At 34.3% G+C, this 23,045-nt stretch carries 26 protein-coding genes; 6 read left to right on the forward strand and 20 right to left on the reverse strand.

What is annotated here, in order from left to right; all coding sequences use genetic code 11:
• The first annotated feature begins 90 nt into the window (after window positions 1-90).
• Both AC07XU_RS15150 and AC07XU_RS15155 read left to right on the forward strand, forming a co-directional pair.
• Window positions 91-363 (forward strand): DUF6364 family protein, encoded by a 273-nt coding sequence (locus AC07XU_RS15150; protein ID WP_494944483.1) that lies wholly within the window; start codon window positions 91-93, stop codon window positions 361-363.
• Entirely contained in the window at window positions 356-769 is a 414-nt protein-coding gene (locus AC07XU_RS15155; protein WP_494944484.1) for a PIN domain-containing protein, read from the forward strand. The genes AC07XU_RS15150 and AC07XU_RS15155 overlap by 8 nt, the downstream gene beginning before the upstream one ends.
• A 93-nt stretch (window positions 770-862) precedes the next feature.
• Here AC07XU_RS15155 and AC07XU_RS15160 read toward each other — a convergent pair whose 3' ends face one another.
• The 15 genes from AC07XU_RS15160 to hemA form a co-directional block, all read right to left on the reverse strand.
• A complete protein-coding gene (locus AC07XU_RS15160) occupies window positions 863-1,666 on the reverse strand; it encodes an outer membrane beta-barrel protein (protein ID WP_494944485.1) in 804 nt (267 codons plus the stop codon).
• A 102-nt stretch (window positions 1,667-1,768) separates the two neighbouring features.
• Window positions 1,769-2,503, reverse strand: coding sequence for a hypothetical protein (locus tag AC07XU_RS15165; RefSeq protein WP_494944486.1), 735 nt, complete (start codon window positions 2,501-2,503; stop codon window positions 1,769-1,771).
• Window positions 2,493-3,062: an RNA polymerase sigma factor gene (locus AC07XU_RS15170; protein WP_494944487.1), complete on the reverse strand. Its 570-nt coding sequence runs from the start codon at window positions 3,060-3,062 to the stop codon at window positions 2,493-2,495. Before AC07XU_RS15170 ends, AC07XU_RS15165 begins: the two co-directional genes overlap by 11 nt.
• A gap of 464 nt (window positions 3,063-3,526) precedes the next feature.
• Complete coding sequence (locus AC07XU_RS15175; RefSeq protein ID WP_494944488.1) at window positions 3,527-4,654, reverse strand: lipid A deacylase; 1,128 nt, start codon at window positions 4,652-4,654, stop codon at window positions 3,527-3,529.
• 82 nt (window positions 4,655-4,736) lie between these two features.
• Complete coding sequence (locus tag AC07XU_RS15180) at window positions 4,737-5,279, reverse strand: CopD family protein (RefSeq protein ID WP_494944489.1); 543 nt, start codon at window positions 5,277-5,279, stop codon at window positions 4,737-4,739.
• Window positions 5,279-6,034, reverse strand: coding sequence for an ATPase (locus AC07XU_RS15185; protein WP_494944612.1), 756 nt, complete (start codon window positions 6,032-6,034; stop codon window positions 5,279-5,281). The genes AC07XU_RS15180 and AC07XU_RS15185 overlap by 1 nt, the downstream gene beginning before the upstream one ends.
• Window positions 6,025-6,258: a hypothetical protein gene (locus tag AC07XU_RS15190; RefSeq protein ID WP_494944490.1), complete on the reverse strand. Its 234-nt coding sequence runs from the start codon at window positions 6,256-6,258 to the stop codon at window positions 6,025-6,027. The genes AC07XU_RS15185 and AC07XU_RS15190 overlap by 10 nt, the downstream gene beginning before the upstream one ends.
• Before the next feature lie 42 nt (window positions 6,259-6,300).
• Entirely contained in the window at window positions 6,301-7,326 is a 1,026-nt protein-coding gene (gene hemE, locus AC07XU_RS15195; RefSeq protein WP_494944491.1) for a uroporphyrinogen decarboxylase, read from the reverse strand.
• Window positions 7,316-7,852, reverse strand: coding sequence for a hypothetical protein (locus AC07XU_RS15200; RefSeq protein ID WP_494944492.1), 537 nt, complete (start codon window positions 7,850-7,852; stop codon window positions 7,316-7,318). The genes hemE and AC07XU_RS15200 overlap by 11 nt, the downstream gene beginning before the upstream one ends.
• Window positions 7,852-8,559: a response regulator transcription factor gene (locus tag AC07XU_RS15205; RefSeq protein WP_136878070.1), complete on the reverse strand. Its 708-nt coding sequence runs from the start codon at window positions 8,557-8,559 to the stop codon at window positions 7,852-7,854. The genes AC07XU_RS15200 and AC07XU_RS15205 overlap by 1 nt, the downstream gene beginning before the upstream one ends.
• 1 nt (window position 8,560) lies before the next feature.
• Window positions 8,561-9,427, reverse strand: coding sequence for a sensor histidine kinase (locus AC07XU_RS15210; protein WP_494944493.1), 867 nt, complete (start codon window positions 9,425-9,427; stop codon window positions 8,561-8,563).
• Between the two features lie 87 nt (window positions 9,428-9,514).
• On the reverse strand, window positions 9,515-10,885 hold the full coding sequence (hemL, locus tag AC07XU_RS15215; RefSeq protein WP_494944494.1) for a glutamate-1-semialdehyde 2,1-aminomutase: 1,371 nt from the start codon (window positions 10,883-10,885) through the stop codon (window positions 9,515-9,517).
• 99 nt (window positions 10,886-10,984) lie between these two features.
• Window positions 10,985-11,950 carry a porphobilinogen synthase gene (hemB, locus tag AC07XU_RS15220; RefSeq protein ID WP_494944495.1) on the reverse strand — a complete coding sequence of 322 codons (966 nt, stop codon included), beginning with the start codon at window positions 11,948-11,950 and terminating at the stop codon, window positions 10,985-10,987.
• A 235-nt stretch (window positions 11,951-12,185) separates the two neighbouring features.
• Window positions 12,186-13,757, reverse strand: coding sequence for a hydroxymethylbilane synthase (gene hemC, locus AC07XU_RS15225; RefSeq protein WP_494944496.1), 1,572 nt, complete (start codon window positions 13,755-13,757; stop codon window positions 12,186-12,188).
• Between the two features lie 174 nt (window positions 13,758-13,931).
• Window positions 13,932-15,158, reverse strand: a complete 1,227-nt coding sequence (gene hemA, locus AC07XU_RS15230; RefSeq protein ID WP_494944497.1) for a glutamyl-tRNA reductase — start codon at window positions 15,156-15,158, stop codon at window positions 13,932-13,934.
• Window positions 15,159-15,333: 175 nt separating this feature from the next.
• Here hemA and AC07XU_RS15235 point away from each other — a divergent pair, with 175 nt between their 5' ends.
• The 4 genes from AC07XU_RS15235 (at window position 15,334) to AC07XU_RS15250 (ending at window position 17,698) form a co-directional block, all read left to right on the forward strand.
• Complete coding sequence (locus AC07XU_RS15235; RefSeq protein ID WP_494944498.1) at window positions 15,334-16,158, forward strand: alpha/beta hydrolase family protein; 825 nt, start codon at window positions 15,334-15,336, stop codon at window positions 16,156-16,158.
• Window positions 16,159-16,270: 112 nt separating this feature from the next.
• On the forward strand, window positions 16,271-16,813 hold the full coding sequence (locus AC07XU_RS15240; protein WP_494944499.1) for a GNAT family N-acetyltransferase: 543 nt from the start codon (window positions 16,271-16,273) through the stop codon (window positions 16,811-16,813).
• Window positions 16,814-16,849: 36 nt separating this feature from the next.
• On the forward strand, window positions 16,850-17,182 hold the full coding sequence (locus tag AC07XU_RS15245; RefSeq protein WP_494944500.1) for a cupin domain-containing protein: 333 nt from the start codon (window positions 16,850-16,852) through the stop codon (window positions 17,180-17,182).
• Window positions 17,183-17,278: 96 nt separating this feature from the next.
• Window positions 17,279-17,698 carry a secondary thiamine-phosphate synthase enzyme YjbQ gene (locus AC07XU_RS15250; RefSeq protein WP_494944501.1) on the forward strand — a complete coding sequence of 140 codons (420 nt, stop codon included), beginning with the start codon at window positions 17,279-17,281 and terminating at the stop codon, window positions 17,696-17,698.
• A 172-nt stretch (window positions 17,699-17,870) separates the two neighbouring features.
• Here AC07XU_RS15250 and ispG read toward each other — a convergent pair whose 3' ends face one another.
• The 5 genes from ispG to AC07XU_RS15275 all read right to left on the reverse strand — a co-directional run bounded on the left by ispG (window position 17,871) and on the right by AC07XU_RS15275 (window position 23,019).
• Complete coding sequence (gene ispG, locus AC07XU_RS15255; protein WP_494944502.1) at window positions 17,871-19,874, reverse strand: (E)-4-hydroxy-3-methylbut-2-enyl-diphosphate synthase; 2,004 nt, start codon at window positions 19,872-19,874, stop codon at window positions 17,871-17,873.
• Between the two features lie 104 nt (window positions 19,875-19,978).
• Window positions 19,979-20,581, reverse strand: coding sequence for an RDD family protein (locus AC07XU_RS15260; RefSeq protein WP_494944503.1), 603 nt, complete (start codon window positions 20,579-20,581; stop codon window positions 19,979-19,981).
• An 88-nt stretch (window positions 20,582-20,669) separates the two neighbouring features.
• Window positions 20,670-21,620, reverse strand: coding sequence for a toast rack family protein (locus tag AC07XU_RS15265; protein ID WP_494944504.1), 951 nt, complete (start codon window positions 21,618-21,620; stop codon window positions 20,670-20,672).
• Between the two features lie 34 nt (window positions 21,621-21,654).
• The gene (locus tag AC07XU_RS15270) at window positions 21,655-22,302 is read right to left on the reverse strand and encodes a PspC domain-containing protein (RefSeq protein WP_494944505.1); all 648 of its coding nucleotides are present in this window, start codon (window positions 22,300-22,302) and stop codon (window positions 21,655-21,657) included.
• Between the two features lie 27 nt (window positions 22,303-22,329).
• The gene (locus AC07XU_RS15275) at window positions 22,330-23,019 is read right to left on the reverse strand and encodes an SDR family oxidoreductase (protein WP_494944506.1); all 690 of its coding nucleotides are present in this window, start codon (window positions 23,017-23,019) and stop codon (window positions 22,330-22,332) included.
• Window positions 23,020-23,045 lie beyond the last annotated feature (26 nt).

The following is a 23,045-nucleotide window of genomic DNA, read 5'->3' on the forward strand; positions in this document are numbered from 1 at the left end:
TGAAGGCTGAAGATAGAAGATTGATTGACAACTACACGTGTAAAATTAATAAAATTTGCACGTGTGATTTTTTATGATTAATTTTATATCATGAATACAAAACTCACCTTAACTATTGATAAAGCTGTAATAGAACAAGCAAAAGCTTATGCCAATAAGCAAGGCAGCAGTTTATCATCAATGATAGAAAATTATTTGAAACTGGTTACTAGAAACGAAGAAAAAATTGTAGCAAAAAAGGAATTAAGCCCAATTGTGAAATCATTAATTGGATCTCTTAAAATGCCAGTAGATTTTGATTACAAAGAAGAAGTGAAAAAAATGAGAGATGAAAAATACCAGAAATATATAGATAATGAATAATATCTTAATTGACTCTGATGTGATTTTGGACTCGCTTTTGGATAGGCAACCTTTTACCGCTGATTCTGCAGAAATTTTATCACTTTGTGAAAACAAACAAATAAATGGCTATGTAACTGGATTAATGATTGCAAACATTTACTATTTGTTAAGAAAAGAACACAGCGCTAGGCAAATACTAGAAACTATTAAACAATTACTTACTTTTTTAGATGTCTTAGTTATCGACAAAAGTATTATTCTTCAATCAATAGATTCAGAATTTGGAGATTTTGAAGATGCTTTACAAAATTATTCTGCGGAAAATTATGGCTTAATTGATACCATAATCACAAGAAACATTAAAGATTATAAAAAAAGTAACCTAAGCATATTAACTCCAAAAATGTTTCTTAAAACACTATAAACAAAAAATCCTGCAAATTTACATTTGCAGGATCAGGTTTTATTGGTGTGTTTGGTTTACTAGTTTAATTATTATTTGAAAACTGGAAACTGATTAATTTAACCCTAACGTTATACCGAATGCCATGTTTTTCAATCCTTTTTGTGGTGCACTGTCAAACATATCGCTTGCATAATATTTAGCAAAAATAGCAGCACTGCCGTAGCCTAATCTTACTGTTCCACCATATCTAAAAGGTGCAAAGTTGTAATCATCTTTAATTTTAACTTTTCCGTATTCATCGCTAATCTGTTTTACTTTACCATTAATTAAAAAAGCAATCTCTGGTCCGGCTACAAAATAAAATCTATTTCCTTTTCTATTCTCTTTGCTTCTTAACTCAAAGTTTAATGGTAAGTGTACGTAACTGCTAGAGAAACGGTTTTTGCTATATAAAACTTCTGGCGTTTCGGTGGTGTAAGTTAATACCGGACTATCCTTAGCAATGGTGATGTTTTTCTTCAAACGGATCAATGTCCAATCGAAACCACCGGCAACATAAATTTTAAAATTAGAGTTAAATCTATAACCAATCTGCAAAACATCGAATGAAACGTGACTAGTTTTACCTGCTTTATAATCTAAAAATTCGTTTGCTGGTGATAAAGAAAAACTACCATTATCAATTAATTTAGAAAAACCTAAATCAAAACGTGTAAAGGTAATTCCACCTACAAAACGACCTTTGCTTTCGTCTATTTTGCCTGTACTATCTCTTTTTTCGCCCATTGTAATACCAACTCCATAGTTAATATCAAATTTTTTGCGTTTAACACTATCTTGTTGTGCACTTGCGCTTAAAGCTGCCAGAAAAGTAAGTCCGCTTACTAAAACTGTGGTTAAAATTGAACGTTTCATTTGTTTGTGTTTGTTTGGTTTATATAATTTTGTTATTTTCTTAGTTCGATTCTTCGACTACGCTCAGGATGACGATATCTTTTTAATCCTAAAATCCTGCTCCTATTTATCTTTTTTGTTAAACTTTAAAAACCCTATGTTTATGCCTACAATAGATGAGTTATCATCATCATCGGTATTAAATCTCAGTAATTTTTTTTCTCTCTTATCAACTTTATCAACTACAAAGTTTACTAAATCACCAACATTTCTAATTCCCTTTCTCTCTACACCACTCTCAATAATTGCATTCTCGTTTAAATCTTCTTGAGGTAAAACCTGAGCATAAACAATTGGAGTTTCTACAGAGGTTTCTTTTATTGGCGCAATATCTATAGGTTTAACTTCTTGTTGTTTAATAGGTAGATGACCGTTTGCCAACATTGGTTGCATTTGTTCGTTATTATTTTTCAAAATTTCACTAACATCCTTATTATCAGCGTTATTAATTAAAGAAACTTTTCTAGAAGCAACGTTACTTTCATTAGCTACATAAGTTTTAGCAGGCGGATTTGCCGATGTATTTAATTCATTTTCAACTACAGGCTCAACATCAGTTGTAGTAAAATCCGCAATTGTAGCTGTACCCCGTAACTGAATTTTTTCTGTTTTTTGAAAAACCAACATCGCCGTAAAAACAACAGCAATACTTGCAGCCGCCATCCAATAAATTGGAAATGTGCGTTTACGTTTTGGTTCTAATTTTTGCTCAATATTAGCCCACAAATTTGTTGACGGTTCAAGTTCAGCATCGCTAAATTTATCCCTAAATAACTGATCAAATTCTTTATCCGGCATGTGTTGCATAACCAAAGCCCTCCATTTTAATAATTTCTTGTTGCAATATTGCTCTCGCCCTACTTAATTGCGATTTGCTAGCACCTTCAGATATCCCCAAAGTTTCTGCAATCTCTTTGTGCGAGTAACCTTCTATAATATACATGTTAAAAACCATACGGTAACCGTCTGCTAATTTTTGTATTACCTTCAATAAATCTTGCATACCTAAACTACTGTAATCATAATTTGCCGATGGCTGCTCATAAGCATCCTCAATTGGCACTACATTTAGCATTCGTAAATTCTTTCTGTAGCTTTCAATTGCAGTATTTACCATAATTCTACGTATCCATCCTTCAAAAGATCCATCTCCACGGTACTCTTTTACTTTTTGAAAAATTTTAACATAACCCATTTGTAATACATCTTCAGCTTCCATACGGTCTTTTGCGTAGCGCATACAAACCGCTAACATTTTCGATGCAGTTAGCTTATAAAGCATTTCCTGCATCTTCCTGTCGCCCGCCTTGCAGCCATCTAAGCAATCATTTATCGTATATGTTCTAGTCACCTTCATTGTCTGTTTGTATAGGGTAGATGAACCCTAGCGGTAAAAGGTTGCATGGAGTTGCAAATAAATTTATTTTTTTAGATTTCACAGATTTTAGGATGATTTAAAAGATGTAAAAATACAATATTAAGGCAGTTCGTTAAATAGCTTAATGCTTTTTCAATTCTTAATATTTAAAATCTTTTGAAAATGAGTGTCAGTTTTTCATAGCTGCTTTAGTCCCGCTTTTCACTTCAATCTTTTTTTGTAAACTTCAACCTCTGCGGGCAAGGGCTCAGTGTGACACAAAAAAAGATTTACGTTATAATCGGGTTTATTTAACAAAATGCTGTGTTTCATCGGCTGGTTTTTGACCTTACTAAACTTAAGATCATTCAAAATACAAAAGATTTATGCATTGTAAATTCGCTCCTCAAATTCACATCTTTTCAACTTCCCAACTCCCCTACTTTTCCGACTTCCCAACTCCCCTACTTCTTCTTAAAAATTCTAAAACTCTGTTTATAAGTTAAAAAAAGCGAATGGTTAAACTGTAAGTTTTTATCAGCTTGGTCTAAATCTACATGTGGCTCAAAGCGAACATCTAAATATAAATTTGTGATCAGTTGTTTTTGGTAAACATACCTCAAAGCCAATAAACTTCTGCTATTTTGCGTAAAACCACCATCTAACAAATTTTCAGAAACCGATTGATAAAGTGGCATTCCTTTGATTGTGATAAATTTATTGCCTTTCCAATAAGACGCAACTAAACTACCCCATTTAGTTTCCATACCGGCATTTAGCCATAAGCCAAAACCACCATTGTAAGCTCTAACTTTGCTAGGCGAAAAATCCTTATAAACCGCTATATAGTTATCTGTAAAAACTTCTTTTACGTAATATCCAACCTTTTTATGTAGTTTAAATCCGGTGGCACCGTTAAATAAAGTTGATAGCGGAATATCTTTCAAAACGTCAATTTGTCCTCCTTGGTGGTAAGCCAAAAACTGCGCAGGAATTGTCAATCTCCAATTTTCTGTTTTAATCAAATCAGTTTCTGTAATTAAACCACCAACAATTTCTTCTTTTGCTGCATCACCTCGGTAAATCATTTTTTGCCAAGCAATCCAACTGTCCAACCTAAACTTTTCCTTCTCTACCAATAACTGAGTTCCATACTCAATTGGAGTGGTAATTTTTCTCTCAAAATTATAAATCGGCTCAATATAATTGTGCTGTATATTTCCTTCTAAGCTTCCAAAAATTAAGGTTAAGTCTTTTTTGTGGTATTTTAAACTAAACAAAGGTTTAGCATCATAAATACCGTTATCCCCAAAATCTTTGCGTAAATAGGCGCCAGCAGTAATCGCTAAATTTGGATGAGCATAATATACCAATTGCGGTTCTAATTGTGTGCCGTATAAAGTATAACCGTCATGAAATTTGTTTGAGTATTCGTAATTTCTAACGTAGTTAAAATTGTAGAAATTAAAATGGAGTTCTTTTTCTAAACTATCTGCAGGACGAATGCGATTAAAAATTGCTTCGTTATTAAATTGGGCTTTGGCAGCAATTGATAGTAAAAAGAGGAAAGCTATAAGTAGATTTTTTTTCATTTGATAATTTTTAGATTTGCCAGTCTGAGCTTTGCATAAAACACTTTTGAACTAAGCACATGATGGTATCTCATCTTTTTTATTATGGCTTCTCCCTGTAGTACTTGTAAATTTTAACGGCAAACATAATAATTAGCGCAATACCCATTATGCCAACTAAACCGTAAATCCAATTTGCAGCATCTTTAAGTATCACTGCAAAAACAATGGCGATCATAAAAACGGTAGCTAATTCTCTGAATAATCTTAATTTAAAACTGTTCATCTTAAAAATGCCGTTTTTTAACTGCTTAACAACCTTCTGACAAATGAAATGATAAATCAGCAATGCTACAACGAAAGCCAGTTTCACATGCATCCAATCGGCTTGTAGCAAACCAGGGTTTAAATAAAGCATTGAAATGCCAGCAAAAAGAGAAATGAGCATAGCTGGTGTAGCTATAATTTTCCATAGCGTAGCTTCCATTTTAACAAATTGTGTTGTTAATATAGATTTTTCGGGTTCTGGCTTATCCTGAGCTTCAGTATGGTAAATAAAAAGGCTTAAAATATAGAATAAACCTGCCATCCAACTGATAACAAATACAATATGAATCGCTAAGAAGTACCTGTAATATTCGTACATTATTTAATCTTATCTAAAATATACTTGTCTACCCAATTTGGATAATTTAACTGTTCAAATTCTGCGAAGCCGTCTTTTATATTTCCTAAAAATTTATGCTTTATCCCAGAATTATCCCAAAGATACGTTTCATCAACTTTTTTAATCATATCCATTAGCAATTCCATTGTTAAAAAATATCTTTTTTCAACCTTTTCACCTTCAACTGCGTGTCCGCCCTTTTTAATTCTATCTTTTACTCGCTCCAAATTCATAATGGGAGTTTCAGTTCCAATGAAATATAGATAGACTTTATAATTATTTGATTTGGCTAGTTCTATGAGTTCTAGCTTTGATGGGTGTGAGAATACTGTCTCAAAAGAAAATGATTTTTTAGCTTTAATTAGTTGATGTCGTATAAAATCAGCAATAATTGCAAAATGGTATGAATTAAAGGCAGTATCGATTTCTGAATTTGCTTTAACAATTACATTTTCTATAATTTTTAAATCCCAGGTATCTTGATTGAAAGCAGCCTTCTTATAAAGCCCACTTGCTAAATAAAATTCACGAAATAATTCATCATTGCTAGAAAAATCAAAGTCAGATAAATTTATAAAATTATTCTTTTTGTATGCCTCTTCTAGATAATCAGCATTAACAAAAAGCTTGGTAGAAAAGTAAATTGATTTAATGGAATCAAATAAGGTTGTTTTACCTGATCCATTTGGCCCAGCAAATATCCTTAATTTAGGTTTTTTTGGCATTAAAACAATTTAATCCTTTTATTCTTTAATCGTTTTTTTTTGAATACACCATCGGCTATCTTAACGATTTTGCCATCATTAAAAGTTCTGTAAACCCCATCTTCTTTAACCTCTGTTCTTCCTATATTCAACGCATCCACAACACGAATTACATCATCCATTTTTTTATTAATGGCGTTTATAATTTTTTGCATTGGCAATTTATCTTCGTCTTCAAGAGATTTAACAGTCATAAAATTCTTTTTAACTAAAGCTAATATACGAAAATCGTTCTATTAATACCTAAACTCCTTTACCACCTCAATCGCATATTTTACATTATCAAAAGGAATATCTGGCATAATACCATGGCCTAAGTTAAAAATAAAGCCTTCGGTACCACGCATTCTTTCAAATAATTGATGAATATGTTTTTTGATTACGGGCTGATCTGCATACAAAATATGAGGATCTAAATTACCTTGAACAGCTATCCCGGCAGGTAAAGCATTTTTGATGTTTAATAAATCTGCATTCCAATCAACCGAAATCACATCTGGTTTAGCTTCTGCCATAATCGGTGCAAAAACAGAACTTCCTTTACAAAAAGAAATCACAGGAACATTTGTTCTATTTAAGCCTGCAATAATTTGTTGGTTATATTGGTGAGAAAATTCTTGATAATCATTCCAAGATAAAGCCAAAGCCCAGCTATCAAATAACTGAACGGCATTAACACCTGCTGCAATTTGTAGGTTTAAGTAATCTGTAGTAACCTTTGCAATTTTAGCCAATAAACGGTGAGCTAACTCAGGATGATTGTGCATTAACAACTTGGTTAACTTAAAATCTTTACTAGATCCACCTTCAACCAAATAACTCATTACCGTAAATGGTGCACCAGCAAAACCAATTAACGGAATGCTGCCATTTAAACGTTGCTGAATAACTTTTATCGCATCAGCAACATACTGCAATCTATCTACTACATCAACTTCTAATTGATCTATATCTGCAGCAGTACGAACCGGATTTGCAAATTTAGGACCAACACCTTGCGTAAAGCTTAAATCTCCACCCATTGCTTCGCCAGTTACCAAAATATCGCAAAATAAAATTGCAGCATCTATACCTAAAAGGTCAACAGGTAACATGGTAACATCTGCAGCAATCTCAGGATTTTTGCACATTTCTAAAAACGAGTATTTGTTTTTAATTTCCCAATATTGTGGCATAAAGCGACCAGCTTGGCGCATCATCCATACTGGTGGTCTTTCTGTTGATTTTGAATTTGCAGCGTCTAAAAATAAGTTATTGTTCATCGTTTACATCGGCTATTGCATTAGCCTCTTTCTCTATAATTTTAATAATTTCTGTAGCTCTTGAAGTTGTAGCTAGATTTTTTGCCTTTTCGGCATATGTTAAAGCTCTGTTTTTGTCTTTTTTTCTAAGTGCCAAATTTGCTAGATGTATTAATACAAATGCTGTATCATTTTTACCACCTAATGGATATCTACTTGCCAATTGAAAATGAAATTCTGCAACATCATAATCTTCTCTTTGCAAAGCAATGTTGGCTTTCATAAATTCATAATAGCCTCGCCTGTTTTTGGCCAAGCGTTCTGGATTTTCTACTTCTTCTAGAATTTTATCAGCACGTTCGTAGTCTGCATTTTTGAAATATTTAGAAGCTAACAGCACAGAACTGTGCTTAACATGGCTCCACCATACAAATGCAAATAAAAGAAAAGATACCGAAGCTAACTGGTATTGCGCAATATAAACACAAATTACTGTGCATAATACGGCAAGCCCAGCTAACGCATATCTACCCTTATTGCTATACATTAATGCGAACTATCTGTAAATTTATAACCCACCCCCCTAATTGAGTGAAAATACACTGGGTTTTTCTGATCTGGTTCGAAATATTTACGGAACGTTAAAATAAAATTATCAATTGTTCTGGTTGATGGATAAACATCATAATTCCAAACGGTTTCTAAAATCTGCTCACGAGAAACAGCTTCGTTTTTACGCTCAATTAATAATTTCAATAGCATTGTTTCCTTTTTAGTTAAAGGAACAACAGTACCATCATCTTGTTTCAATTCAAAAGAGTTGAAATAGATTGTTTTATCACCGATTTTGTAAGAATTTAATTCTTTTAAATCATCTGGTTTTAAACTGCGTTTTACTAAAATACCAACTCTAAGAATTAACTCTTCTAGGTTAAATGGTTTAACCAAGTAATCATCAGCTCCTTTTTTAAGACCCATAACTCGGTCTTCATTAGTGTTTTTTGCAGTTAAAAACAAAATTGGAACTTCTGTATTTTCTAAACGGATAGTTTCACACACTTGGAAACCATCCATTTCTGGCAACATCACGTCAAGAATAATAAGGTTGAAACGTTCTTCCTTAAAAACTTTTAATGCAGTTTTGCCGTCTTTAACAGCATGTACTTTATAGCCTTCTAACTCTAGGTTTAATTTGATCGCGTCTAGTAGATGATCCTCATCTTCTACCAATAGTATTCTTAATTTCTGTTGCATATCAGTTAAATGTTACTTCAAAAATTGCACCTTGCGGTGTATTATCTTTTACGCTTATATCAGCGTCGTGGTTTTGTAATACCTCTTTAACAATAAACAAGCCAAGTCCGGTACCTTTAGATTTTCGCACATTTTCATCTCCAACACGATAAAATTTGTCAAAAATCAGCATCTTTTCATCATCAGGAATGCCGGGACCTTTATCAGAAACCGTTAAAAGCGGTTTACCGCCATTTTGACATAGTTGAACTGCAACTTCGGCACAAGGACCAGAATATTTTACAGCATTTTCTACCAAGTTAGTTACTACAGATGACAATGCAAACTTATCGCCCATAATCATAATCCCGTCCTCAATATTTGCTTTTATATTTTGTTCGTACCCACATGAATGTACTTGCAAACGATCGGTTATTTTTGTTACTAAATCCGAAAAATCAAACTCCTCTTTCGGAAACGAATAGGTTCTACTTTCTATCTTGGTGGCCAATAACATGTTCTCTACTAAATCATCTAATCGTTCAATATCTTTAAGCGAATTTTTTAAAAGCTTAGCCTGTTGCTCTTTGTCTAAAGTTCGTTTTACTATGGTTTCTATAGAAAGTTTAATTGCTGCCAATGGCGATTTTAACTCATGAGTAACCGACAATAAAAAATTCTGTTGTTGCTCATGTAATTTATCTTCCTTTTTTATAGATGCGTGAATAAAATAAGCTCCAACACATAACAAAAATAAGAATACTGCACCCTCACCCATTACCATTGCCATACGTTGTGGTTGTAGTTGGATCATCACTGTTCCCCACCAAAACATCTCTAGCATGGCATAAAGTAAAAGGAAGTAGAATATTAGTATTGACTTTTTCATATTATTATTTCCCGTTTTTTCTAAGTACGACTGAGAAATCTAACTTACAGATTTCTCTCTTCACAATTGCTCACTCGAAATGATCCGTTACTTTTTACTAAAAACTAAATCCAAAGCATCAAAAATAGCTCTCTTAGCTTTTTCTAATTCTATTTTTGTGTGGGCAGCAGATACAAAACCTACTTCATAACCCGAAGGACCTAGATAAATTCCTCTATTTAATAATTCGCGGTGCATAATTTTAAATTTCTCCATACTATTCGGATCAATATCATCGGCCGTTTTAACATCCTTATCAGTAAAGGCAAACCAAAAAATAGAACCTACCGTAAATACTTTAAATTTATAATTTCTTGCTGTTGCAAAACGTTGTATGCTATCTACAAAATCCTTAGTTTTTTGGTTTAAGTCTTTATAAAAACCTGATTTTAAAAGTTCTGTTAAAGTAGCAATACCTGCAGCCATAGCTACCGGATTACCCGAAAGTGTTCCTGCTTGGTAAACACCGCCATCAGGCGATACATGCGCCATAATATCTGCAGAAGCACCATACATCCCTACTGGTAAACCGCCACCTATAATTTTGCCGTAAGTTACAATATCCGGCTTAATGCCGTAATGTGCCGCAGCACCTTCAAAACCGACCCTAAAACCTGTAATCACTTCATCAAAAATTAATAAAGCATTATTTTCTGTACAGGCTTTTCTTAAAAATTCAATATAAGTTTGGTCTTGTAAAATTAAACCGTTATTTGCCGGAATACCTTCTATAACTACTGCGGCAACTTGACCTTTAAATTGTTCGAAAGCTTTGGTAATTGCATCTGTGTCATTTAGCGGAATAACAATGGTTTCTTCGGCAAAGGATTTAGGCACACCCGCGGAAGATGTTTCTCCAAATGTTACCAACCCTGAACCAGCTTTTACCAAAAGCGAATCACTATGTCCATGGTAACAACCTTCAAATTTGATAATTTTATCTTTACCCGTATAACCACGAGCCAAGCGTATGGCCGACATCACAGCTTCTGTTCCTGAGCTCGTAAAACGGATTTTTTCTACAAAACGGTTGTTCTTAATAATCAGCTCTGCTAACTCATTTTCTAATGCAGTTGGTGCGCCAAAGCTCATGCCATTTTGCATTACTTCAATTACTTTTTCTCTAATTTTTGCGTTGTTATGCCCTAAAATTAGCGGACCCCAACTTGCGCAAAAATCTATAAATTGATTACCATCGGCATCCCAAATATAGCATCCATCCCCTTTTTGTATAAACAGTGGCGTTCCGTAAACAGATTTAAAAGCCCTCACCGGAGAGTTTACTCCACCCGGAAAATAGGTTTTAGATTTTGCGTACAACTCTGCCGATTTTTCTCTACTAATATCAGGTTTACTACCTGTATTTACCGGCATCTCTTCTTCGTTTCCTGAGAATATCTTTTTTAACTGTTCTAACATTTTTATTAAGGTAAAAGCTGAAGGACCAAAGCTGAAAGACCCAGACTAAGCGTTATAAAATGAGCTTTAGTCTTTTTGCTTTAAGCTTTCAGCTTAAAATTACATCCAATTATTCTCTACTATATCTCTAATATGGTAAGTGGTAATAATACTCGCTCCTGCTCTAGCAAAAGCATGCATTGTTTCCATCACTACTTTTTGTTCATCTATCCAGCCTTTTTGTGCAGCTGCTTTAATCATCGAGTACTCGCCAGATACATTGTAACAAGCAATTGGTAAATCGCTATTTTGTTTCAATTTGCTAATGATATCTAAATAAGCCAAGGCAGGCTTTACCATCAGCACATCTGCGCCTTCGCTTTCATCCAACAAGGCTTCTCTAACAGCTTCGGTTCCATTTCTAAAATCCATTTGGTAAGCTTTTCTATCGCCTTTGTTTGGCGCACAATCTGCTGCTTCTCTAAACGGACCATAATAGGCCGATGCGAATTTGGTTGCATGGCTCATAATCGCAGTATTTGCAAAACCATTTTGCTCTAAGCTACTTCTAATTGCCGCAACTCTGCCATCCATCATATCAGATGGCGCTAACATATCAGCACCTGCTGCTGCATGTGTTAAGGCCATTTTGGCAATCAAATCAACCGATAAATCATTTTGGATGTAATCATCTTTCATGATACCGCAATGCCCATGTGTAGTGTAAGAACAAACACATACATCCGTAACTACATATAAATCGTCGCCAAAGTTTTGTTTTAATTGTTTAACCGCAACTGGCACCAAAGAATGTGGATCGTAAGCAGATTTAGCATCAGCACTTTTCTCATCGCCCACACCAAAAAGCATAATTTTGTTTAGGCCTAATTTTAAACCTTTTTCTACATCTTTTAACAAAGTATCTGTAGAAAAATGGTTAATTCCAGGCATGGCATCAATGGCTTTCGTAACTCCGTTACCAGGCACTACAAAATAAGGATAAATAAACATATCCTTAGACAATCGCGTTTCGGCAATTAACTCTCTAACAACTGGATTTTTTCTTAACCTACGTGGTCTGAACATAAATTTACTGTTGACATTTATTACGCTACAAACGTATTTATTTTTACAAGGAGTATCATAACCTAAATCTCATTTTTTTGAAAAGCAAATGCAGTGGTTCTTTTGTTTGGATAGTCCTGCTATTCGTTACTCCCGATGAAAAATCGGGATTCACTGCTATCAGGTTTATTAAATAAAATTCTGTACTAAAAATCTAAAAACACCCCATCCGCCGCGGCGGGAGGCTGGGAGGGGATTAAATCCCAAAAACCGCTTCTGCTAAACCAATTTCATCTGGCGAATATGGCAGTGAATACTTAACTCCCATTTCATCAAATTTTTTGCCAGTAGAATTTCCAATGGCAATTACTTTTTGTTCTGGGTCTAATAAGTTTTCAGCAAAGTAAGCATCTACATTACTCGGACTAGTAAAGATTAAAACCTCAGCTGTAGTACCATCAATATCATCGGCAACAACAGTTTCATAGATCGGTAAATCTATAATCTTTGTATCAGCGCCTAAAGATTTTTGGATGGTTAAAAGCGAATCTTGTGCTCTTGGAAACATTACCGTTTCTCCTGCAACTAGTTTTGCAAACTCTTCTGCAACTTCAACAATATCTCCACTTTCGCCAACAAAATCGGCCAAATGACCAAACTTTCTAAGCGTAGCTTCAGAACCGCGACCAACAACTCCAAATTTTACTTTTTTGCTCAGACTAGGATTTAACTTAAAAAAATATTCTACTCCGTTTCTACTGCTAAAAAAGATCCAATCAATATTTTTTAAATAAAAAGGATCTAAAATATTCACGATCGGGAAAGTACGGATCAATGAACGCCCATCAATTTCAATATTGTGTTTAGTTAAAGCTTTTCTAAAGTAGCTATGTTCGCCAATTTCTCTAGAAATGAAAACTTTAGCTGGCATTTTTCTTTCTTTATCAAACTTCGCTACAATTTTTTCGGCTAAACCTTCTGTAGTTTCAGCTCTTATAAAAAGTCTATCCGGAAAGTCATTATCCGTTTCAGCTTTCGAGGTCCAAACTTCAAACAAGCCATCTTCCTTTTTGCAATAACAGCCCAAAGGCATATGGCAACCACCTTCGAAAAGGTTTAAAACTTTACGCTCAACAGCAATCTGTTCGGCCGTTTCGGTATCGTTAATTTGTTGTAAAGCAGTAAAAAGTTCATTGTCATTTTCACGAATTTGAATAGCCAAAGCACCTTGAGCTGGCGCCGGAACCAATTCTGTTGTATCTACAACTTCTACGTGAAACTCGCTTAAATCTATATTTAATCTATTTACACCAGCTTTCGCTAATAAAATAGCATCGTAATCTTCATTGCGTAACTTTTGTATACGTGTTGGCACGTTACCGCGTAAATCTTCAATATTCAAATCAGACCTTAAAGCCAACATTTGTGCCTTACGTCTATTTGACGATGTACCTACAATTGCACCGGTTTTTAGCGATAACTTCTGGGTTACATCTACCGTATCTTTTAAAACTAGTAATAATTCTGATGGGTCTTCACGTTCTGTAACCGCAGCAATAATTAATCCTGGCGGATTAGTTGTAGGCAAATCTTTATGTGAGTGAACAGCGATATCAATTGTACCACCTAAAAGTTCTTCTTCTAATTCTTTAGTGAAAAAACCCTTACCTTCTAATTTATCTAAACGAAGATTTAATATTTTATCGCCCTGCGTTTTAATAATTTTTAGCTCTGCCTCAATTCCGATGCTTGCTAATCTATCTTTAGTATGGTTTGCCTGCCATAAGGCTAAATCACTTCCACGGGTACCGATAATTACTTTCTTCACTTTTTTATAAGATTTTCTGCTAAATTAAGAATTTTGAATGATTGATTAGAATTGAAATGTTGGGTGGTTGAAATGTTGTAATGTTGTCTTATTATACCTAAGACCTCAAAGAAAAAACGAGAGTTATAAGGTTATTCTATTGCAAACAATCTCAAATCTCAATTCTCCTAACTATTAACTGTTTTTAACCAAAATTTCTTTTGCCATCACCATTGGAATTTTAATGTATTTCTTTTCCATGTAATCCATTACTTTTTCCAATACCGCCCTCGAATTATCATCAAGTGTATTGATTTCCTCGGCAAAAACAGCATTAATTGCTTTATGTTTAATGTCTTTTATTTTTTGAGGCACATCGCTCATCGCAATTTCAATTTTACGTTGGCGTAAAACAGCATCAAACTCACTAATATTTGCTTCGATAATTTGTTCTGCGTTAATCAATTCATCATAACGCTCTTGAATATTTTTACGAGCTATTTCTTTTAACGATTCAACCTCAATGTAATGTAATGGGAAATTTTTAACTACTTCTGGTGCAATATCGTTTGGAATGGCTAAATCAACAATTACCTTTTTACCAGTTTCGCCGTTAAGTAACTTATTGTAAATTTCTTCGGTAATAATTGGCTCAGTAGATCCTGTACAGGTTATAATTACGTCAAATCCTTTACTATAATTTTCTAATTCAGTTAAGGGATAAGCCGTACCATTTAAATCTTTTGCCAAACTTTCGGCATTTTCTACCGTTCTATTGAAAATAGAAAAGTTGGCATATTTGTGCTTTTTAAGATATTGAGCTATGTTTTTATTCGTTTCGCCAGCGCCAATAATTAACAAACGAGAATTGGCACATACATTTAGTTCACGCAATTTGCGATAAGCTAATGAAACGATAGATACAGGATTTTTTGAAATATTGGTATGTGTATAAACCTCCTTAGCAGTTTTAACTACCCGGTTCATGATCATTCTCATATAATCGCCGGTAAAACCAGCAACCCTGCATGCTTCATAAGCTTTACGAACTTGTGCTAAAATTTCTTTTTCGCCAACAACTAAACTCTCTAAAGAGCAAGATGTGCGCAATAAATGGTTAAAAGCTTGCGTTTTTTCGTAAACAGAAACATTTGCAATAAACTGCTCCATGTATTGTTCGGGCAAGCCCATATCCAAAACATGTAAAAAACGACTGATGAATTCTTTATCTAATGCTGCTGTTGAAGTAAAAATAAATTCTACGCGATTACAAGTACCAACATAAAATATCTCTCTAATATTTAGTTCTGATTGGATATTCCTCAACCTATCATCCAGCGTATGCTCACATATCACCAATTTACCTAAAGCTTTTAGGTCAATTTGCTTGTGTGTAAATGCAATAATCTTTAAATATTCCAAAATAGGGTTAGCCTGTTATTTTTAGCAAAACAAAAGTAAAAACGTTAAGTGGTAAATCTGTCATTGAGCTGTAATTTAGCCCTAATTTAGAAAGATTTTAAATTACCTGAATTTAGGTAAACCATCCCAAAATAAAATTTGTTATATTGGTATTAATGTAATTTAAATACAGATTATGATCCTTCAAAATACTTTTTCTATAATTGGTGCCGAGCAAAAAACCATAAATGGCGACATTACTTATGACGATAGAAATACAAATGCACCTTTGGTAATTTTTGTACATGGCTTTAAAGGTTTTAAAGATTGGGGTGCACACAACTTGGTTGCCAGGCATTTTGCGCAACAAGGCTTTCGATATTTAAAATTCAATTTATCGCATAGCGGAGTTGATCCGGAGAAGCTTACCGATATTACAGACATGAAAAGTTTTGCATCAAACACCATTAGTAAAGAAATGCTGGACGTAGATTTGGTGATTAATTATGCTATTGAAAATCTAAAAGTTGATTCTGTGTTTTTAATAGGCCATAGTCGTGGTGGTGGTTTGGCAATTTTGCAGGCAGCAAATAATCCGTATGTGAAGGGTTTAATTACTTGGAGCGCAATTTCTGCTTTTAATAGTTTATGGAAAAAAGAACAGGAAGACAGTTGGAGAAAAGATGGCAAAATTGAGGTGATCAATGCTAGAACTAAAGAAAAAATGCCTCTAAATTTAACTTTGCTAGAAGATTTTGAAGCTAACCAACAGCAGTTTGATATTTTAGCAAACGCAAAGCGAATAAATATTCCGTGGCTGATTGTGCAAGGGGATGATGATGTAAATGTACCTTTTGAACACGCACAAAAACTTAACGGAGCAAACCTAAACAGCAGATTGGTAAAGATAGCAGGCGCAAATCACGTATATGGCGCATCTCATCCTTACGAAAAGGAAACTTTGCCAGCGCAGCTTTTACAGGTTTGCGAAAAGAGCATGTTATTTTTGAAAGAGGTTTGATTAAGTTAGAAAATATTAATTTCGATTATATGGATTTTTAAAGTGTTAAAATGAAGTGTAATGTTTGGTCTTTGAGACACCAACCGATAGGCCTACTATTTATTTTTATGAAATGCGATTTTTGATAGAAACCGAAAGACTTATTTTAAGAAACTTAGATCATAATGATGTTAAGGGAATGTTTGAACTTATTTCAAATCTCGAGGTACAGCGCTTTGTTGGAAACCAACCGATAAAAAATTTAAATGAAGCGCAAGAAAACATCGAATTTATTCAAGCACAATATTTAAAAAATGGGGTTGGTCGTTTAGCTGTTATTGACAAACAAACGGCTGAATTTTTAGGCTGGGGAGGCTTAAAATTAATAACAGAGGAGATGAATGGACACAATAACTTTTATGAATTAGGTTATCGACTTTTACCAAAGTATTGGGGTAAAGGCTTTGCAACAGAAGTTGCCTATGCAAGTATTAAATATGGTTTTGAAGAATTAAAACTAGATACTATTTATGCAATAGCCGACGTTGGAAACCATGCATCAAGAAACGTTTTAGAAAAGGTAGGATTTAAATTTATTGAAATTTTTGATTATGAAAGTACACCTCATTGTTGGTTTATATTGGTGAAAAAAGATTATTCGTTTAGCTCTGAATAACTAATTAATTTATCTTTACATTCTATTTTACACAACATGAACGAAGATATTTTCCGAGAATTTGCTGATATTGAAGTGAAAGAAATGAGCCCGGGTTTTTTCTCTAAGTTGATACATACAGATCAGAATACAATCAATTTTATTGATATTAAAGCTGGTAGCGACTCGCCTATTCATAGTCACCCACACCACCAATGTGCTTTTGTGTTAAAAGGCCAGTTTGAAATGACCGTTGGTGAAGAAACTCAAATTTTAGATACAGGTAAATTTGTTTTAATACCAGGCAATGTACCGCATGGCGGAAGAGCTGTTACCGATTGTACATTGCTGGATATTTTTAGTCCGGGAAGAGAAGATTTTAAGTATTAACCACAATTTTGTCATCCAGAACGAAGTGAAGGATCTCTATAATGTATTTTTAAAGAGATGCTTCAACTAAGCTTAGCATGACAATAGAAAATAGAGATGATTCAAAAAACAATAAGCTTAAGAGCCAGAAGTAGAGGTTTTCATTTAATTACTGATGAAATTTTGCAGTATATTCCAGAAATTAAGGAATTTAAAATTGGCATGATGCAAGTTTTCATCCAGCATACATCAGCATCGCTAACTATTAATGAAAATGCCGATCCAACTGTTCGTAAAGATTTTGAGATGTGGTTTAATAAAGCGGTAAAAGAAAATGATCCAGATTATCAGCATGATTATGAAGGCTCAGATGATATGCCTGCTCATATTAAATCAGCTTTGCTGGATACTTCTGTTTTAATACCCATTAGAAATGGTAGACCTGCTTTAGGCACTTGGCAAGGGATTTATTTATGCGAACACAGAAATTATGGTGGCAACAGAAATGTGGTGATTACCGCTTGGGGGAACTCGTAATTTTCTATAGAGTAAGACTGAGTTAAAAACACGAACTAGCGAAGGAGTATAAAACTACATCATGCTGAATTTTTCAGTTGTGTTTATTGATTTTTGCCTTCAAGAGAGCTTCGCTGTTTATTTCAGCATCTGTTCGTTTTAAGCTGACCCTGAAATAAATTCAGGGTGACGATCACACTATCTCAACCCAATTACCATCACCTTTAATAATTTCTATAAGCTCGTTAATTGCATTGGCAGTATTTACATTTTTCTTAACCACTTCTTGTCCGCGGTACAATGTAATTCGATCTACTCCTGCACCAACATACCCATAATCAGCATCAGCCATTTCACCCGGACCATTTACAATACAGCCCATAATCCCAATCTTAATTCCTTTTAAATGAGAAGTTCTGGCTCTAATGGCTTGTGTGGTTTCCTGCAAATCGAACAATGTTCGTCCGCAACTCGGACAAGAAATGTATTCTGTTTTCGAAATACGGGTACGTGTAGCTTGTAAAATACCGAACGATGTAGAATTAATTACTGATAAAGGAATTTCAGGAGCATTGATCCAAACACCATCGCCAAATCCATCAATTAGTAAACCTCCAAAATCAGTAGAGCTGTATAATTGAAAATCATCAACCGTTAGGTCGTTAAAAGTTCGCTCTACAATCACCGGAATTTTCACATCAGCAGCCAACAACTTAACAAAAGCATTTCTTAAGGTTTGCATTGCATTTTCCTCATTGGTAGTTAAAACCAAAATCACATTGTGCAAGTTGATAATCTGATCAACCTCCAGTTCTTCGGCCATAACTTTTACAAAGTTTAGCTTATCGTCTTTTTGCTGAGCATTTGTAAAATCGGCTAAACTATATATTGGATGACAATTTTGCTTATCTGCCAGCTTTAACCAAGTTGGATAATTATAAAGCTGTTTCAATCCGCCCGGAAATGAGAAAGAAGGCAACTGATCACCTAAATAAACCATATCACAAGCTTGATCTGTTAAATTATACTTATCCAGCAATGCTGAATAATTAAAACCAACAGCATTTAAAGTGGCAGGATCTTTTAAATTTTCTTTTTCAATGTTGATGATTACTCGAGGTACTTGATGTGCACCCAAGTTTTCTAATTCATTTGTAACTCTACGTTTATATTGGAATGGGTTGTAAGCTTGTCCTTCGACAGGCTCAGGATGACAAGCTGTTGGAAGATTGGAAGGTTGGAAGGTTAAAGCGCCATCACTTCGGACTTCGGACTTCGGACTTCCAGACTTTTCAAAACGATTAGCTAATGCTCTTGCAACTGGTGCTTCAAATTCTGGATCTTCAGTTAATGAGACGCGAATGGTGTCTCCTAAACCATCTGCCAATAAAGTTCCAATCCCAACAGCAGATTTGATACGGCCATCTTCACCGTCACCAGCTTCGGTTACGCCTAAATGCAAAGGATAATTCATCCCTTCTTTCACCATTGTTTCTACCAATAAACGATAGGCCTGAACCATTACTTGCGTATTACTTGCTTTCATAGAAATACACAAATTGTAAAACTTCAAATCTTCGCACATGCGGATAAACTCCATTGCAGACTCGACCATTCCGCGAGGTGTATCACCATAATGGCTCATAATACGATCTGACAGAGAACCGTGGTTGGTGCCTATCCGCATTGCGGTACCATATTCTTTACAGATTTTTACTAGAGGCGTAAACTTTTTATAAATTCTTTCAAGCTCTGCTTGATAAGTGTCTTGCGTATATGCTAAATTTTCGAATTTCTTCTTATCCGCATAATTGCCTGGGTTAACACGAACTTTCTCGACAATACGAGCTGCTGATTCTGCTGCGTTTGGTGTAAAATGAATATCAGCAATTAGTGGAACATCATATCCGCGTAAGCGAAGCTCTTTTTTAATGTTGGCTAAATTTTCTGCTTCTTTTATGCTTGGTGCTGTGATACGAACATATTCGCAGCCTGATTCTACCATCCTGATGGTTTGCTCAACAGTACCAATGGTATCCATGGTATCAGTAGTTGTCATACTCTGAATACGGATCGGATTTGAACCTCCCATTGGTGTGTTGCCAATAGTTACTTCTCTTGTTAAAAACCGCGAATATTGCGTTAGGCTATTACAATAACCACCTTCTAATTGGATAGGATTATTCATTTCTTGCATGGTGAGCAAAGATATAGGAAATGTTTAATTGTTATATTGATGGATTGTTAAATTGTTGCAAAGTTGTTATGCTTTCTTTAACAACAGAGTTGATGATTTATACGCTAAAGCAATCTCTGTTTTACGATTAATGTTCCGGCAATAACATCATGCAAGCATTGTTGTTTTTTATTCATGAAACAATACAAGTAACCAATACCAATGGTAATGTTAGAAAAGATTTTGGAGAAGTTTCTCATTGTAGAAGTAAACAGGGTTAGTTTATTGCCATACATGTCGCCAACTTTAATATCTACTAATCGCTTACCCCAAGTTGCCTGACTTACCGAAGCTTCGGCAATTGAAGCATAGATATATTTGGTTAACGGAACAACTCCCAGAAAAACTACAAAAATCGCGGTTTTAAATGTTTGCGTATCTATAAATATGTAGGCAACCAACATCAAAATCACATAAAACAATATCACGAAAAAATAATCTAGTGCCATGGCTAAAAATCGCTGATCAAAAGAAGCGTAATATTGAGGAGCTGCCTGTTGAGCAACAAAGCCCATAAACTCTCTTACTTCTTTCATCTGATGGGCTTCTTTATAATCATCCATGCCCGGCTTACGCAAAAATGTATCTGGCCTGATGTGTAATTTCTTCAAATCTTCGAGACTAAATGGACCTTCGGGCTTACCATTTATTACAACTGTATATTCCATTGCTTTGTGGATGATTACATTAGGACAAAAAAAAGATGCATATTAGCAACATACTAATATACATCTTTTTAAGAATAGCTATAAACGATTAATATCGATCTACCTCAAAACTGCTAATGCCACCTTCAAAGTTGATGAATACTTTGTTAGATGCTGATTGATAGTTTGGCGTTTCGTATAAACCTTCGCTTATTTTAGTAAAACCGGTAAAATCTTTAGATGACAAGCCTGTTTTAGTTTTAATTCGGCAACCAGAACCTTCAGGAATTTCGATTTTAACATCTGCCACTCCAGTTTTAACATTTACGTCGGTAATTGGTAGCAATGCGCCAATCTTAATATTTAGCTCAGCTGCTCCTCCATCAAAATTTAGGGTTCTAACCTTATAATTTGCTAAATCAAATTTCAATTCTCCAGCTCCCATTTTTAAGTTCATATCGTAAATGGGTTTTGTATTTAAATGAACATCAACACTAGTGCCGTTGCCAAACGAATAACTTTTTTTATTGTTTTGCATTTTAAAAGTTAACGTATTTACACTATCTGATGTGGTTTTAGTTAACGAAAATTCACCATTTCTTTTTCTTACTTCAGCAAAAAACAAACTATCAGTTTCACCTTTTAAATCAAAAGATGTACCACCGCCCGATAAATTTAAAATTGTTTTTTTTGCAGAATCTGCTCCATTATAAGGCTCAACAAAACTCAGTTTCTCAGCATCAGTATCATTGTCTTCGTCGTCATCAATATCTATATTGTGCCTAACATTATTGTTCCACCAAAATTTATTAGTTGGCTCTTGTTGCCCTTTTACAAACAGTACAGATAAAGCGATTACTAAAATAGCTAATGATATGATGTTACCAGTTTGTGAATTATTCTTGTTGAAAAGCATGTTAACACCAAGAATGATTAAGATTATTGGCCAAAAACTCCAAACGTTTCTCCAGTAAAAATTAATTATATCAAAATTATCTAATAATAGTACGCCACCAATAAATAAAAGTAGCACACCCCAAATTATTCTATCAAATTTCATTTCCGTATCTTTAAAATTAACGATTTTGGTTTATTTAAGCGTTTGGCAAAGGCTGATCATTATCATCTTTTAAAACTACAGCATCCTCAACAAGCTTTTCTGTTTGTGTTTTTTGAGCCTCTTCCGTGGTTTTTTTAAAATTATCCCACTCTGTTTTTCGCTGATTTCTAAAAATTAAGCTGATACCAATTGCCACTAGTGCTAAAGGCCAAAGTTTATATATCTTCCAGATGTTTAACCAATGAGGCAAAATATCTAATTGTCTGAGCAAAAAGTAAAACCCTAATACCAATAAGATTAATCCGCCAATGGTTCTGCCCGTATCATTAGACTGTGGTTTTTGAAAGCTGTTCATGTCATTAAATGTGTTAAAATCAGTATTTGGAGTATTCCATTTGGTTTCTGCAGTATTTTTTGGCGCATCAAATGGGCCATTAAAAGCTGATTTATGCTTTTCAAACTGCTCATTAAATTTCTTCATTTTAGCTACTGGATCATTGTTAACTGGTACTACAATCCACATTACGATATAAACTATAATCCCTCCACCTGCTAAAAACAATGTTGACAACACAAAAAGCAATCTAACTATTGTAATATCAACCTGCATATACTCTGCTAAACCAGATGACACACCTGCTACTACCTTATCGTGCTCATTTCTAAACAATCTCTTTTCCATAACGATCTCCTCTCCTATTGGTAAAAACTAAAAATTTAAAGGCGTTAAGATAATTTCATCAACGTTTGCTCCGCTACTTAAATTTAAAATAGCATGTAAGGCATTGGCAACATCTTCTGGTTGTACAAATTTAGCTGGGTTAATTGTTGTTCCATCCCATGATGCTGTTAATGTACTACCTGGCAAAATTGCCGTAACTTTAACGTTGTACTGAGCTAATTCTTTACGCAATACATTATTAAGACTTAGCATCGCTGTTTTTGTTACACTGTAACTGCCAGCATTTCCAATAACAGCTTTGCTAGCAATTGAGCAGATGTTAAATAGGTGCCCAGATGATTGATTTCGCATTATTTTACCAAATTCTTTTGCCAAATAATAAGCTGAATTTAAGTTGAGGTTTTGCTGAAACTCAAAGCTTTCGTCATTTTCATCGAGCAAACTTCCTGGCAAAAAAACACCAGCATTGTTTACAACAACATCAATTTTATTGAAGCTAGATTTTACAAATTCTATGAAAGATAACACTTCAGCTTTGCGAGAAAAATCTGAAACTTTTACGAAAACTTTTACGTTAAATAATTCCAATTCTTGTTGTAACGTTATCAAATCGGCCTCGGTTCTGGCACATAAAGCTAAATTGTATCCACTTTGTGCTAATTTTAAGGCAGTTGCTTTACCAATACCTTTTGTTGCTCCAGTAATTATAGCATTCATAAATCTTAGAAATGTTTATATAAAGC

The sequence above is a fragment of the Pedobacter sp. GW456-11-11-14-TSB4 genome, assembly GCF_059424425.1.